Annotated in this window: 13 protein-coding genes and 2 tRNA genes; 10 read left to right on the top strand and 5 right to left on the bottom strand. The window is 36.5% G+C overall.

Annotation, left to right across the window (positions count from 1 at the left end; translation table 11 throughout):
- The 3 genes from EDM02_RS01810 to EDM02_RS01800 form a co-directional block, all read left to right on the top strand.
- Window positions 1–1,157: MutS-related protein (locus EDM02_RS01810; protein WP_221179589.1), on the top strand; the 1,157-nt coding region annotated here is incomplete at its 5' end.
- Between the two features lie 682 nt (window positions 1,158–1,839).
- On the top strand, window positions 1,840–2,133 hold the full coding sequence (locus EDM02_RS01805; RefSeq protein WP_123662617.1) for a DciA family protein: 294 nt from the start codon (window positions 1,840–1,842) through the stop codon (window positions 2,131–2,133).
- Window positions 2,134–2,244: 111 nt separating this feature from the next.
- Window positions 2,245–2,316: transfer RNA gene (locus EDM02_RS01800), tRNA-Arg, on the top strand.
- 177 nt (window positions 2,317–2,493) lie between these two features.
- Here the strand turns inward: EDM02_RS01800 and lepA are convergent.
- Window positions 2,494–4,290, bottom strand: a complete 1,797-nt coding sequence (lepA, locus tag EDM02_RS01795) for a translation elongation factor 4 (protein WP_123662615.1) — start codon at window positions 4,288–4,290, stop codon at window positions 2,494–2,496.
- Between the two features lie 141 nt (window positions 4,291–4,431).
- Between lepA and rplS the strand changes: the two genes are divergently transcribed.
- The 7 genes from rplS to EDM02_RS01760 all read left to right on the top strand — a co-directional run bounded on the left by rplS (window position 4,432) and on the right by EDM02_RS01760 (window position 11,013).
- Entirely contained in the window at window positions 4,432–4,788 is a 357-nt protein-coding gene (rplS, locus tag EDM02_RS01790) for a 50S ribosomal protein L19 (protein WP_123662613.1), read from the top strand.
- Between the two features lie 13 nt (window positions 4,789–4,801).
- A tRNA-Thr gene (locus EDM02_RS01785) sits at window positions 4,802–4,874 on the top strand.
- Window positions 4,875–5,138: 264 nt separating this feature from the next.
- Entirely contained in the window at window positions 5,139–5,417 is a 279-nt protein-coding gene (locus EDM02_RS01780; RefSeq protein ID WP_123662611.1) for a co-chaperone GroES, read from the top strand.
- Between the two features lie 52 nt (window positions 5,418–5,469).
- A complete protein-coding gene (gene groL, locus EDM02_RS01775) occupies window positions 5,470–7,107 on the top strand; it encodes a chaperonin GroEL (RefSeq protein WP_123662609.1) in 1,638 nt (545 codons plus the stop codon).
- Window positions 7,108–7,689: 582 nt separating this feature from the next.
- Complete coding sequence (locus tag EDM02_RS01770; RefSeq protein WP_123662607.1) at window positions 7,690–7,992, top strand: hypothetical protein; 303 nt, start codon at window positions 7,690–7,692, stop codon at window positions 7,990–7,992.
- The gene (locus EDM02_RS01765) at window positions 7,950–9,137 is read left to right on the top strand and encodes a DegT/DnrJ/EryC1/StrS aminotransferase family protein (RefSeq protein ID WP_123662605.1); all 1,188 of its coding nucleotides are present in this window, start codon (window positions 7,950–7,952) and stop codon (window positions 9,135–9,137) included. The genes EDM02_RS01770 and EDM02_RS01765 overlap by 43 nt, the downstream gene beginning before the upstream one ends.
- 151 nt (window positions 9,138–9,288) lie before the next feature.
- Window positions 9,289–11,013, top strand: a complete 1,725-nt coding sequence (locus EDM02_RS01760) for an ABC transporter ATP-binding protein (RefSeq protein ID WP_184891086.1) — start codon at window positions 9,289–9,291, stop codon at window positions 11,011–11,013.
- A gap of 372 nt (window positions 11,014–11,385) precedes the next feature.
- Here the strand turns inward: EDM02_RS01760 and sufD are convergent, their stop codons facing one another.
- The 4 genes from sufD to lolA1 form a co-directional block, all read right to left on the bottom strand.
- Entirely contained in the window at window positions 11,386–12,711 is a 1,326-nt protein-coding gene (sufD, locus tag EDM02_RS01755; protein ID WP_123662601.1) for a Fe-S cluster assembly protein SufD, read from the bottom strand.
- A 6-nt stretch (window positions 12,712–12,717) separates the two neighbouring features.
- Window positions 12,718–13,464, bottom strand: coding sequence for a Fe-S cluster assembly ATPase SufC (gene sufC / locus EDM02_RS01750; protein ID WP_123662600.1), 747 nt, complete (start codon window positions 13,462–13,464; stop codon window positions 12,718–12,720).
- Window positions 13,465–13,502: 38 nt separating this feature from the next.
- A complete protein-coding gene (gene frr, locus EDM02_RS01745; protein ID WP_123662597.1) occupies window positions 13,503–14,066 on the bottom strand; it encodes a ribosome recycling factor in 564 nt (187 codons plus the stop codon).
- Window positions 14,067–14,133: 67 nt separating this feature from the next.
- Window positions 14,134–14,886 carry an outer membrane lipoprotein periplasmic chaperone LolA1 gene (gene lolA1, locus EDM02_RS01740; protein WP_221179588.1) on the bottom strand — a complete coding sequence of 251 codons (753 nt, stop codon included), beginning with the start codon at window positions 14,884–14,886 and terminating at the stop codon, window positions 14,134–14,136.
- Window positions 14,887–15,107 lie beyond the last annotated feature (221 nt).

Here is a 15,107-nt window from a genome sequence, read left to right as displayed (position 1 = left end):
ATTGTTGTGGTTTATGTTGTGGTCTACCGTTAAACCACTATACCGTCATTACCTCTGCTTCCTTTAATGTCAGCAGATCGTTGATTTTATGGATAGCGCGTACGCAAGAGCAATCAGAGGTGGGTAATTTGTTGCGTTACCTGGAGGAGTTACCGCTTCGTTCTTGGTCCTATTTATTGAACCATGCGGGTAAGCTTTTAGCCAGCTATAAGCTTTTTGTAGCGCATAAGGCTGTTTTTCACGATGCCTTGTATGAGCTAGGGCAATTGGATGCCCTGCTTTCTATAACCACTTTAATGGAAGAAACACGTGTCAAGGGCACTGCGCATGCTTATGCTTTTACAAAGTTTGTGGAGCCTAGCCAAGCTGCCAAACCGCATTTGGCACTTACCGCTATGTGGAATCCTATGTTAGAACCTGCTGTAGCCGTGGGCAATGACATCACTATGGATGTTGGAGGGGTACAAACGGTTGTTTTAACAGGCCCTAATGCAGGGGGCAAATCTACCTTTTTAACAGGTGTGACCTATTCCATTTTGTTAAGCCAAGTCTTTGGTATTGCGCCAGCACAGCTGTGTGAGTTGACGCCTTTCAGTAGCATCAATACCTATATTGACGTCACTGATGATATTGCAGCAGGCAAATCGTTATTTATGGCAGAAGTTGCGCGTTTTCAGGATCATTTAAATAGGCTAAGAAAGCTTAAGCGGCATGAGTTAAGTTTTAGTATTTTTGATGAGCCTTTTAGTGGTACCAATCCAACGGAGGGGGCTGCGGCAGAATATTCTGTATTAAATTCCATTGCGGACTACCAAAATACACTAAATATAGTAGCAACCCATTATCCCATGGTGATGTTGTTAGAAAAAAGAGAGCCAACAAAAGGATTTAAAAATTATCAGGTCTATATTACTAAAGATGAAGGAGGGCGTATTCAATACAGCTATAAAATCATTCCTGGAGAATCTACCCAAACCATTGCCATAGATATTTTGGAAGAGGAAGGTTATTCCTCTGAAATGTTAAAGCAAGCAAGGGATATTATAGATAATCCTGATAAATATAAGAAAAGCTTTACGGAACCAAAGAAGCCAGCTAAAAAAACAGCACCTAAAAGCAACCAAAATAATAGCCATAATAAAGCAGGAAAGAAATAATTGTATCCGTTCACTTGCGTGGTAGCCATATTTTATAGATTATAGCGATTAAAGCTACTTTTTTTGCTTGATCAAAAAAAGTAGCCAAAAAAAATCAAGCGCTGGTGAAAAAACTGCTGAAAAGAAAGGAAAAAAGCCGAAAATCAAATCTCGCTCCTACGGAGCTCAGACAAAGTGATTTTCTTTTGATTTTTTTCCTTTCTTTTCTTTCCACAGTTTTTTCAAGGCGCGTTTTTTATGATTTGCATTATTTGCACTATTTCTAATGGGTACGAATACGGATACGCATAGGCCACACGACTGAACGGATACCCCAAGTACGCTGAATCCCGAAGCGGAACAGGGGTCCCCGCCAGATACATCTAGTGGGGGAAAGCGTAGACAGCTTTTCAAAGACGAAGAGTAAGCTCAAACAGGCTGATTTTCTACTAAGCTCTCAGCCTAAAATTTTCTAGTCTCAGATTTGTTCAAGGCGCGTTTTTATAATCTTGCATTATTGCACTATTTTTAATGGGTACGAACACGAATACGCATAGGCCACATGACTGAACGGATACGCATCTATTACTATATAAACAAATGATAATCAAAATAATTTTTTTAGAATGTCTGATACATGTAAATAGATTACTTTATAATAATTTTATAAATAAGCCACAAATCACAAAATAATATTTGACGTATGGATGATGCACATCGTACACAAAGCCTTAAAGAATTGGTGAATAGGTTTCTTGAAACTTCTCCTTTTCAACGGCAATTAGAAACAGCAATGGTACGTTCTACATGGTATAAAGTTATGCCTAAAATAATCTGTGACAGAACATTAGAAATGTATGTCTATAATAACAAACTATTTTTGAAAATAACCTCTTCGGCTTTACGCCATGAACTGCGTTTTAACAAAGATAAAATACTTGACTTACTAAAAGAAGCCATGCCCCACACCCGGTTACAGGATGTAGTTCTACTGTAATTAGCGGATGGTGATATACCATTATTTTCATCCATTTATTCAATGGACTTTTTTAGATTTCTTTCAAATTGTTGAAAAAAATACACCAATCAGCTAACTTAGTGGTTAGACGGTTTCGTAGTTCAACGGATAGAATAGAAGTTTCCTAAACTTTTGATGCAGGTTCGATTCCTGCCGAGACCACTATTCATCAATAATCTATAAAAAAATAAAAAAGTAGTTTTTTAAAAAAAATGGATAAAATCGTCAGTAATCTATAAAAAAATATGGCTTCCATGCAAGTGAACGGCTTTAAAGTATTTTTAATTTAATTACTAGGTGTTTATATCAAACTTATAGTGGTATGGAGCTAAACAGATGTTAATCTAAACTAAGTACAGCCATAAAAGCTTCTTGTGGAATTTCTACTGAGCCAACTTGCTTCATCCTTTTTTTACCCTTTTTCTGCTTTTCTAGCAGTTTTCTTTTACGTGAGATATCACCTCCATAACATTTGTCTGTCACACTTTTTCGAAATGATTTTACGGTTTCTCTAGCAATGACCTTGGTACCAATAGCTGCTTGAATGCTTACTTCAAACATATGCCGAGGAATGATTTCTTTAAGTTTTTTACATAAGACCTTGCCTCGTTCATAAGCACTGTCTCTATGTACAATTGCCGAAAGCGCATCTACTTTTTCGTTATGCAATAGGATATCTAATTTTACGAGATCAGCAACAGCGAACCTAGCCAATTCATAATCTAAAGAGGCATAGCCACGTGAAATAGTTTTGAGTTTATCAAAAAAGTCAAACACTACTTCTACTAAGGGTAACTCAAAAGTGAGTTCTACACGGTCTGCCGTTAAGTAGATCTGATTTTTAAAAATGCCTCTTCTATCCATACAAAGGGTCATAATTTTACCCACAAATTCCGATTTAGTGATAATTTGGGCAAGCATAAAAGGTTCCTCAATTCGATCAATCATACCAGGATCTGGCATATCTGCAGGCGCTTGTATATTTATTAATTGGCCTTTTTTGTTAATGATATGAAACTGTACCGAGGGAACTGTAGTGATAATGGTGATATTAAATTCTTTTTCAAGGCGTTCCTGTATAATCTCCATATGGAGCATACCTAAAAAACCACATCTAAATCCAAAACCTAAGGCAGCAGAAGTTTCTGGTTCCCAAATAAGAGCAGCATCATTCAATTTTAACTTTTCCATAGAGTCCCGTAAAATCTCATATTCATTAGTATCTACTGGATAAATGCCTGCAAAAACCATAGGTTTGACCTCTTCAAACCCCTTGAGCATGGCACCTATAGAACGTCCAGCCTTATCTACATGGGTGATGGTATCACCCACCTTTATTTCATTGGCATTTTTGATCCCAGCTATCAGATAACCTACGTTACCTGCTTGGAGAAATGATTTTGGCAATTGTTGCAATTTTAAAATACCAACTTCTTCTACTTTGTAGTTTAGATCTGTATGGAAACATTTAATGGAATCTCCCGGCTTAATCATCCCATTAAAAATGCGGATATACACCTCTACACCACGAAAAATATTATATACAGAATCGAAAATCATAGCTTGTAACGGCGCATTCATATCTCCTTTAGGAGCAGGTATACGGGTAACAATAGCCTGTAGTATTTCATTAATCCCTATTCCCTTTTTAGCACTGGCAGAGATAATACTATCGTGATCACATCCGATGAGCTCTACCATTTGATCCTTTGCTTGTTCGAGCATTGCTCCCGGCAAATCAATCTTGTTTAATACAGGAATAATAGTAAGGTTTTGAGCTAAAGCTAAATATAGATTGGAAATCGTTTGTGCTTCCACACCTTGTGCAGCATCTACTACCAATAGTGCGCCTTCGCAGGCAGCAATGGAACGCGAGACTTCATAGGTAAAGTCTACATGTCCTGGTGTATCAATTAAATTGAGTAAATAGGGTTGACCATTGCATATGTACTCCATTTGGATGGCATGACTTTTAATGGTAATACCACGTTCACGTTCTACATCCATATTATCCAATACTTGATTTTTTTGATCCCGTATGCCAACCGTTTCGGTTGATTCTAATAAGCGATCGGCCAAGGTACTTTTGCCATGATCAATGTGTGCAATAATGCAAAAGTTTCGAATGTTTTTCATTAAATTAATTGGGTGAAAATGCACTTTACCTGGCCCATCTTAGGCTTTGGTACTTGCTGTATATGACAAGGTACGGAATTTAAAAAATAGTATTATCTTTGTATGAGCTTTTATCCTAAATTTTTTAGCAATCAACCTGTCATGAGCAACTTAATAAAATATGTTGAGGCAATGTGTAACCCTCAACCAGCACGCGTATTTCCTTCTTTTAAGGCTGGAGATACCATCAATGTACATGTAAAAATACAAGAAGGCACCAAAATTCGTATTCAACAATTTCAAGGAGCAGTTATCCAACGTAAAAATATTAACAGTGGGGGAGAGACTTTTACGGTACGTAAAGTATCTAAAGAGGTGGGTGTAGAACGTATTTTTCCTTTACTTTCCCCTAATATTGAAAATATAGAAGTAAAAAGAAGGGGCCATGTGCGCAGGGCAAGGATTTACTATTTACGGGGCAAACAAGGCAAGGCAGCCCGTATCAAAGAACTCAGATAAGTGGATGATTGTTGCCTCCTTAGCTCAACTGGCAGAGCAACTGATTTGTAATCAGTAGGTTGCTGGTTCGATTCCGGCAGGGGGCACTTGTTAGCATGGGCTTCATGAGTATATTACACACTTAGATTTAGGTATTGTATTTTTCCCCAAACGTATTGTTTTTTTTAAAGGACTACTGACTAACTGTCAGTCTGTATGAACATTTGGCCTATATTTTTCTTAGAAAAGAGTTTTGGCATGAAATATGATATTATTGCATTAGAACAGCTACTAGTATTTTAGTATACTGCTCATATTTTAATTTTAAACTTATACGACCAATACAATAATAGATATATAGAACAGAAGCTATGAATAAAGTTAATATAAAACCACTAGCTGATAGGGTGCTAGTGGAGCCTGCACCGGCCGAAGAAAAAACAGTGGGGGGCATTATTATTCCTGACAGTGCTAAAGAAAAGCCCCAAAAAGGAGCAGTGGTTGCAGTAGGCCCAGGAAAAAAGGATGAACCAATGACTGTTAAAGTTGGAGATCAAGTCCTTTATGGGAAATATGGTGGTACAGAATTACATTTAGATGGTAAGCTTTATCTTATTATGAAAGAATCTGATATTTATGCTATTACTTAATAATAGATAATCAGTTCATTATAACTTTACAATAAACTCATTTATAATAACAATGGCAAAGAATATATTTTTTGATGCAGAAGCTCGAGAAAAGCTTAAAAAAGGTATTGACACCATGGCTAATGCCGTGAAAGTTACGTTAGGGCCAAAAGGTAGAAATGTAATTTTAGACAAAAAGTTTGGTGCGCCTAGTGTCACTAAAGATGGCGTATCGGTGGCAAAAGAAATTAGCCTAAAGGATCCTATAGAAAACATGGGTGCGCAACTTGTAAAAGAAGTAGCTTCTAAAACAGCAGATAGTGCTGGAGATGGAACTACTACTGCTACGCTTTTGGCTCAGTCTATTTTTACACACGGCATTAAAAACGTAGCGGCAGGTGCTAATCCAATGGATATCAAACGTGGTATAGACAAAGCAGTAGAAGCAGTAGTTAAAAAACTACAAGAAACCTCTAAAAAGATTAACAGCTCCAAAGAAATAGAGCAAGTAGCTACTATTTCTGCTAATAGTGATAGCAAAATCGGTAAAATGATTGCAGATGCTATGGACAAAGTGGGCAAAGATGGCGTTATTACGGTTGAAGAGGCAAAAAGCACTGAGACAGAGGTAAAACTAGTAGAGGGAATGGAATTTGATAGAGGCTATTTATCTCATTTATTTACAACAAATACAGAAAAAATGGAAGTGGAGTTATCTAATCCATATATCTTGATTTGTGATAAGAAGATTTCTACTATGAAGGATCTGCTACCTATTTTAGAGGCGGTTTCTCAAAGTGGCAGGCCATTGCTGATAATTGCTGAAGATGTAGAGGGCGAAGCCTTAACTACGCTTGTGGTAAATAAAATCCGAGGAGCATTACGTGTAGCTGCTGTAAAAGCACCTGGTTTTGGAGATAGAAGGAAAGCGATGTTAGAGGATATTGCTGTACTTACAGGTGGAAACGTGATTTCTGACGAAAAAGGGTCTAGGCTTGAAAATACTACATTAGAAAACTTAGGGGTAGCTGAAAAAGTCAATATCGACAAGGATAGCACTATCATTGTAAATGGTGCTGGAAACAAAAAAGATATTGACGCCAGAATTAATTCCATTAAAGCCCAAATGGCGCATGTTACCTCTGATTATGATAAAGAAAAACTCCAAGAGCGTTTGGCAAAACTATCTGGTGGGGTAGCTATTCTTTACATCGGTGCTGCTACAGAAGTAGAAATGAAGGAGAAAAAAGATCGAGTAGATGATGCATTGCATGCCACCAGAGCGGCTGTGCAAGAGGGTATTGTACCAGGTGGAGGCGTTGCATTGTTGCGTGCAGCTACATCTGGCATATTGGATACTATAGCTGCAGAGAATGAAGACGAAAGAACTGGCTTTAAGATCTTAAAACTTGCCTTGGAATCTCCTTTGAGGACCATTGTATCCAATGCAGGTGGTGAAGAATCTGTAGTAGTACAACGTGTAAAGGAAGGAAAAGATTCCTTTGGATACAATGCACGCACAGATGCATTTGAAGACCTCTATGCAGCTGGAATTATTGATCCAACTAAAGTAACTAGACTTGCTTTAGAAAATGCAGCCTCTATCGCTTCACTTCTACTCACTACTGCCTGTGTAATAGCAGATAATCCTGATGATGAGAAAGCTAACCCTATGCCTCCAATGGGCAATGGAATGGGCGGCATGATGTAATTTTTTACTTAACGCTATCTATTATTAGCAGAACCAGGGAGCCAATTGATTTATGGTTCCCTGGTTTTTTTGTATCCGTTCAGTTGTGTGGCCTATGCGTATTTTTTCACGTTCGTACCAATTAGAAATAGCGCAATAATGTAAGTTTATAAAAACGCGCCTTGAACAAAGCTGTGACTAGAAAATTCCAGGCTACAAGGTAGTAGAAAATCAGCCTGTTTGAGCCTACTCTTCGTCTTTGAAAAGCTGGCTATGTCAGCGTACTCACATATAGTTTCCACTATGCTGCGTGCGCTTCACCCTCGCGCGCCTTGCCAGCTTCCCAAATCCATTGAGTAACCATAGAGCGAATATATATTTTCTTGTAATGCATTTCATCATATTGCAGACCTAAGCTTAGCATTTAATAATTTTTATAAATGGCTTAAAAAGGGAGGCGTTTTATATGCCCATTTTGGTCCTATTGGTTCAGCTCCTGATGGCTGTCATATAGAAGGTTTCAAATATGAAAATAAAATTTATAATTTTTGGGAAGATAAATTAATATCATTCTGGAGTCATCTGTATTTTCAATATGAGGAAATGATGGATTTTTTAAAACCATACTATACAATTGCATTTGCAAAAAAATTAGCGTATGTAATCTATAAGTCTAACTGGATTAATCGGCTTCCCTTTTCAGCTTATAAAGCTTTATTAAAAGATAACCCGTGGAAAGTAATTAATTTTTCATATTCAGAAGGGATTGATTATACCGCTAAGGATTATATAGATGCTATCAGTTTGGAAGAGGAAATGAAATATACAACATATACAAAAACTTTCTTTAAAAAAGGTAAAAAATGGTTAAGTGGCCGCAAACAAAAAATAATAAGCTTTACTTAGATAAAATTTCTACTGTACTGTCAAGTGATATTTGGACAATTAGAGCCCAAAAACCTGGTGATTATTTAACGGAGCTATTTGAAAAAAAATGGGCTGATTTTTGCGGCAGAAAATACGCACTTTTAGTTTCTTCTGGTTCTGCTGCTTTAGAAATTTCTTTACGTGTATTACATATAGGTCAAGGTGATGAAGTAATTATCCCAGCATTAGGATGGTATGCCACCGCTGCTGCCGTTACTAGGGTAGGGGCGACTCCTATCTTTTGCGATATAGATCCTTATACAACTTGTATAGATTCAAAAGAAGCTGATGCTTTAGTATCTTCAAAAACAAAAGCTATAATTGCGGTACATCTGCATTGCAGTTTTGCACCGCTGATAGCTTTAAAGGAATTGTGTCAAAATCATAATATTATTCTACTAGAAGATGCTTCTCAAGCACATGGTGGGGCATACCTTGGCAATGCGCCAGGCCATTATGCGCTTGCTGCTGCTTTTAGCTTTAACCAAGAAAAATTAATTCCTTCAGGAGAAGGAGGCGCTATTGTGACGGATGACGAATCTTTTTATAGAAAAGCTTATGCATTAAGAACAGATGGGTACATTCCGTACCAATACGGTGAATGGATTCCCTCTGGCTTTTTAGGAGCTAACTTTGCTGCTTCAGAATTTCAAGCCGCAATATTATTAGGAAGTTTGGAAGAGTTTTCTTATTTCAATGCAATCCGTCTTAAAAATGCTGAAAAGTTGTCTGCAAACTTAAGCGCTATAGAAGGCATACATACTATTTTACAGCCTTATGAGATAACACATCATTTTTATTATGAATTAGGAATAATATTTTCAGAGCGCATTCTTTCTAAAATTGGTTTGAACACGATTATTGAGATTATTAATAATAACCATATTATATCAGTGAGTAGAACGGACATTCCTGTCCCTGATAATCCTTTATTTAGTCCATATTTTAAGCATAGAAGGCATAACTTTTTATTTAAAAATGCTCAACAAATATATGACCATCTGCTTGTTCTGCATCACAAATTCTTATTGCAAGAAGAAATTCAATATATTTTACCTAGTTTAATAAAAAGTATTTTGTCTTCCGTTTCCAAAAACACTATAAACAGTAATAGTATAAGTTGAGTAGCCTATAGCCTGTTTGCATTACAGAAAGAAATTAAATAAGAGCCATTAAAAATGCGGCATGATAAGGAACATGAGAAATGCAATAAATCAATATAAAAAATTACCCACCCATTTTTTTTCTTTTATAATTTTTTTTCTAAAACCATACATGGGTAGGTGGTTTTTGATGCTCTGTTGTATTGCCTATTTAGCTTTATGTGCTTCTTTAGAGCCTTTTAGCCTAAAACTTATTATTAACCACGTATTGAATAACGAAACCAACCGTATTGCTCAAGTTGGAATTTTTATTTCATTTTTTATTGCCATAAGATTAACGCATTTTTTATCTGCTTTTGCTGTTGATACACTGCTGGCATATGTGCATCCCAATATTGGACAAGATATCGTAGCTGAGCTACTTAATAATTTATGGTTTCATAATGAAGCTTTCTATCAAGAAGAACTATTGGGTAGTTTAGCTTCCAAGATTTCTACTATCCAACATGCTGTTAAAAATATTTTGGATAATAGTAGAAGAATATTTCGGTTCTTTTTTGAAATCCTATTTGCATGCTTATTTACCAGTTTTATCCACCCCATATATATATTAGTGATATTGGGATGGGCTATCACATTTGTAACATTTGGTCTTTTGTTTGCTTTACGGCTTAATATATTATCTTATAAATTATCAGAAAGCGCTAATGAAGCGCTAGGAAAAATAATAGATGTGATTTCTAATATTTTTACTGTGAAAATATTTTATCATTATAATCATGAAAACAGATATATATCCACTTATCTAAAGGCTGTAGCAAATAGAGATAAAGATTTTCGTTTACTACAAGCTAAATCATGGATTATTTTAGATATTTTTTGTCTTCTATTATCATTGGGGATGATTTTATTGTTAATAAAGTTGGTGCATACATCTATGATTACACCGGGTAATTTTACTTTTATCGTTATGGTAACTTCTTCTTTAACAGCTACTTTTTTTTGGATATTGGAACAATTGGAAGATTTTATTAACAACATAGGAGCCGGCAGGCAATCTTTAGAAGTTTTTTTTGAAAATATTAATTTGAAAGAAATACATCTTCAGAAACCTTTGTTCATCCGAGATGGTACAATTAAATTTGATAATGTAGCATTTCAATATGGGCAAGAACAAATCTTTAAGCATTTGTTTGTGGATATAAAAGGTGGAGAAAAAGTAGGGTTAGTAGGTGTTTCAGGAAGTGGAAAGAGCACTTTTATTAAGTTAATATTACGAGTTATAGAGCCTTCAAATGGATGCATTTTAATAGATGGAATGGATATCAGCACGGTTTCTCAAGCATCTATTATGAAAGCAATTGCTTATGTAAACCAAGATCCGATGCTTTTTCATAGAAGTATAAAAGAAAATATTAAGTATGGGCATCCTAATGCATCTGATGCAGAAGTGATTGCTGCTTCTAAAAAAGCTTATATAGATGACTTTATTATGTCTTTACCTGAAGGATATAATGAGTTAGTAGGCGAAAAAGGCATTAAGCTATCAGGAGGACAACGCCAGCGGATTGCTATTGCAAGAGCTTTTTTAAAACCTTCAAAGATTTTGATAATGGATGAGGCTACTTCTTCTCTTGATACGATAACAGAAAAGTATATACAAAATAGTTTAGCTCAGTTAACCATCAATAGGACTACCATTATTGTAGCACATCGTCTATCTACGGTAGCTAAGCTAGATAGGATTTTAGTTTTTGATCAAGGAAAAGTAGTGGAAGAGGGAACTCCAGATAACCTTCTAAAAAAGAGAGGCTTTTATAAAAAACTATGGGATAAAAGTATTGATGGCTTGTTACCAGAAAACTTAGGGATTGCTAAAGAACAGTATTGTACATAAATATTTAAAGCTACTTTTTTTGCTTGATCAAAAAAAGTGTATCCGTTCAGTGGAGTGGCCTAAGTCTCTATAATCTGGGAAAGAATATGGAAAGGATTTAGCTTTTGTTGCTTCCAGGATAGATAAAGAGAAATTATTCTTTCCAAAAATCTATTTCCCCGTTCAGAACCGCTGAACGGATACAAGATGGTAGGCGATCATCTACGGTAAGATGGTATATGCGTACAGCAATATGGTGTGGCTGCTTTCTTATATTTTTTTGCGCCACACTTTTTAAAAAGACATGTTTTTGAGGGTAAGATCAGTATCTGAATTTGGCATGTTGGCATGTAGGCATGTAGGAAACAATACAACAGCTAACTGCCTAATCGTTTATAATTTTATAAATTTTTCCGCAAGCTTATCCAATAAATAATCTTGCAATTCTTTTATAGGGACAGTATTAATAATTTCTATACCAAAGGCCTCCAATAGTAATCTTTTAGCTAACGGTTCTTCTATACCACGTGTTTGCAAATAAAACAGCTGCGCTTGATCTAATTGCCCAGCAGTAGCACCATGGGAACACTTAACCGCATCTGCATAAATTTCCAATTGCGGTTTTACATAATGGTGGGCTCCATTCGACAAAACGATGGCATTATTCGTTTGATAGGCATGGGTTTGCTGTGCATCTGGCGTTAAGTAAATTAACCCATGAAAAGAGCCTGTTGACTGGCCCCCTAATATGCATTTATACAACTGCTTGCTAAAACTATGCGGACAGCTATGGATTACTCGGATGCGATGGTCCACTTGTTCTTTTGCACTAAGACTATAAAGGCCATATAATGTAGCGGTAGCATGACTACCCTGCACTTGGTCCGTAAGATTTATGCGTAACATAGTAGACCCAAAAGAAAAAGTATAATGCGTGAATGTGCTATGGTCCTTTTGATTACAGTAGAGGGCATGTACGTGGTAAAAAGGGACAGCATATTCGGTATGAAGGGTATAGTAGGTTAAACGAGCACTTTCTGCTAAAGTAATATGGGTTAAACTGTTAACAAAAGCCTGAATGGGATAGCCCTCAGCATACCACTCTTCTACAATGGTTACCTGACTTTCTTTCCCTATTTTCAATATAAACTGCGGTACCACATGTGTAACGGATGAAGTTATAATATGTTGAATAACAATAATATCTTCTAATTGTGTATGGTCTTTAATCTCTAGCAGATACGTTTCTTGTGCCAATAGGATGTTAAGCGTAACAAAAATATCATCACTGGATGTAAGATCAGCCATATACCCCTTGCATACTTCTTGTTGTTCCATTAAGGAGAGATCTGCTAATCTACGCAACTGGATGCCTGTACCATTATAGGAAAAACGAGATGGTGCTTTAGCCCATCTCCCATTTACAAAGGTCAGTGTAGCTGCTTTAGTGGCATGCCCATAACCTACTGCTACTGCTGCTAACGGTAGGGCTTGTTGCTCCAGAAAACTTTCACTGGGTACTTTTGTATGATACAACTGACTGCTTAATTGCTTAAGCGTCTCTCGAAAGGATATATAAGGATAATGCTCTTTTTGGCTTTCTATAAAATCCGTATGATGCAACTTGTTAAATGCCACTAAACGATCTGCGTAAAAAGGGTCAGAAAATGGTTCTAATGTCTCTACGGCCTTTGCTAGCCAATCCATAAATGTAGTCATAGACGATTAGGTTATTTGCGTAATCCATTCATACCCTTCTTGTTCTAATCGTTTGGCCAATAAACTATTACCAGATTGTATGATTTTGCCATCGTACAAAACATGTACGAAATCTGGAACAACATAGTTTAATAATCTCTGATAATGGGTAATCAATACCATGGCATTGGTAGCATTACGTAACTGATTGATCCCTTGCGATATAATTTTTAACGCATCAATATCAAGTCCAGAATCGGTTTCATCCAAAATAGCCAAAGAAGGCGCTAGCATAGCCATTTGTAGTATCTCATTTTTCTTTTTTTCTCCTCCAGAAAATCCTTCGTTCAAAGAACGCTGTACCAATGGCTGATCTATATTCACCAGCTCCATTTTTTCTTTTAAAAGCGCCAAAAAAGAAACCGCATCTAATGGCATGAGGCCATTTGTCTTTCTTATTTGATTGATAGCTGTTTTTAAAAAATTAATAGTGGTTACGCCTGGAATTTCAACTGGATACTGAAAGGCTAAAAAGAGACCAAGTGCTGCCCTAGCTTCTGGTACTAAATCCAATAAATTTTGATTATGAAATAAAATACTTCCATGTGTAACTTCATAACCTGCCCTGCCCGCTACAATAGCAGCCAAGGTACTTTTACCTGCTCCATTAGGTCCCATAATCGCATGCACTTGCCCAGCATTAACTTGAAGGTTAATACCTTTAAGCACTTTTGTATCGCCTATGCTGACATGTAGGTTTTCTATCGTGAGCATTATTGTTGTGGTTTATGTTGTGGTCTACCGTTAAACCACTATACCGTCATTACCTCTGCTTCCTTTAATGTCAGCAGATCGTTGATTTTATGGATATAGACATCAGTTAAATCCTGCAGTTTTTTCTCTGCGCGCTTTATTTCATTTTCTGCTATCCCTTCTTTTTGGGCAACGACCTTAAGGTTTTCCTTATAATCACGTCGAACATTTCGGATCATCACCCTGCCCTTTTCTGCTTCTCCCTTGATGAGTTTTACTAAACTTTTGCGTCTTTCTTCCGAAGGGGGCGGCAGCGTTACCACAACCATATGACCATCATTTTTACTGGAAAATCCAAGCTGGCTTTCTGCAATAGCTTTTTCTATAAAGGGAATAGACGGCTGTTCCCATGGTTGAATAAGTAAAGTGCGCGCATCCGTACTAGTAATGGAAGCCAATTGATTAAGCGGAACTGGATGTCCATAATAGGTTACCATTAACCCCTCTAGCATAGTAGGCACTGCACGCCCGGAATGAATTTTGGCAAAAGTAGCTTGTATATGGACATATGCTTTGTCCATATGGCATTTAACTTCATTTAAATATTGCTGGATTATTTCCATAAATAGGTAATTTTTATTACTTTGCGCTTTATACACGCTTTATATTGCCTCAGTATTTGTATCCTTATCATACTACCTCAGTATTTGTATCCTCATTACATAAGGCTGAACAAGCGTCTTCATCGCTTTCCCTTAAATCAATTATTTCCAAATCACCATGTGCACTTACGTCAAATATAAAATAATCATCTGATAGGGGAATATTAACCGCAAAACTACGTACCTCACAAAGATAACTGGTTTCTGCATTTTGTACTATTTCCCATCCATGGATTTGGGAAGTAGCACGATCGATTTCCAAAGTAATGCTGGTCAAGATACCATCTTCAGGCACTAACTGCACCACATCTCGTACTACATTTTTATTTTTTGTTTTGTGCACCACACGCTCTCCAACATAGATAAAGGTATATCCCCGTTGATAGAGATTATGCAGTTCAGCAAAATTTACCACATAATCCTTTTTAGCATACTCACTAATGGTCACCTCTTTCAGCTCTTTATCGTATTCCCAGACCGTTTCTGCATCGGTTATAATCTCTTTTTGGTCATAGTATAACCTATATTGTTGCCCTCGAGCGGTAATAACCATTTGAGAAGTTTGCACCGCATCTTCTTCTAGATACCTATACCTACTGGTTAAGTTGTAAATCGCTCTAAAATTCTCAAGTCCTTGGTAGTAGGCAGAGGTTTTTTCTAGTATTTCAAGTGCCTTTTCATCTTTTTGGGCGAAAGCATGTGAAGCTAAACAAGTACACCATATCATTAAAAATAGCCTCAATAGTATGACTAACAAGTTCCAGAAGTGGGCAATTGGCATAACCATAAATAATATGTATTAAAAACATTAATACGGTAATTATAATTAATACGGTAATTATACTTCTGTAATGATAAGGAAAAAAATACGTGTATCACTAAAATCTACATCCAATCAAATAGAAAAACAATTCCGGTAGTATACCTATTCTATTGCATTTATTATTATTATTATCACAATCAACTTTTTATGAATATCCTTTCCGTTCCGCTACGTTCCGC

The sequence above is a fragment of the Candidatus Cardinium hertigii genome, assembly GCF_003788695.1.
The sequence above is the reverse complement of the archived record's forward strand: the minus strand, read 5'-3'. Positions and strand labels throughout refer to the sequence as shown.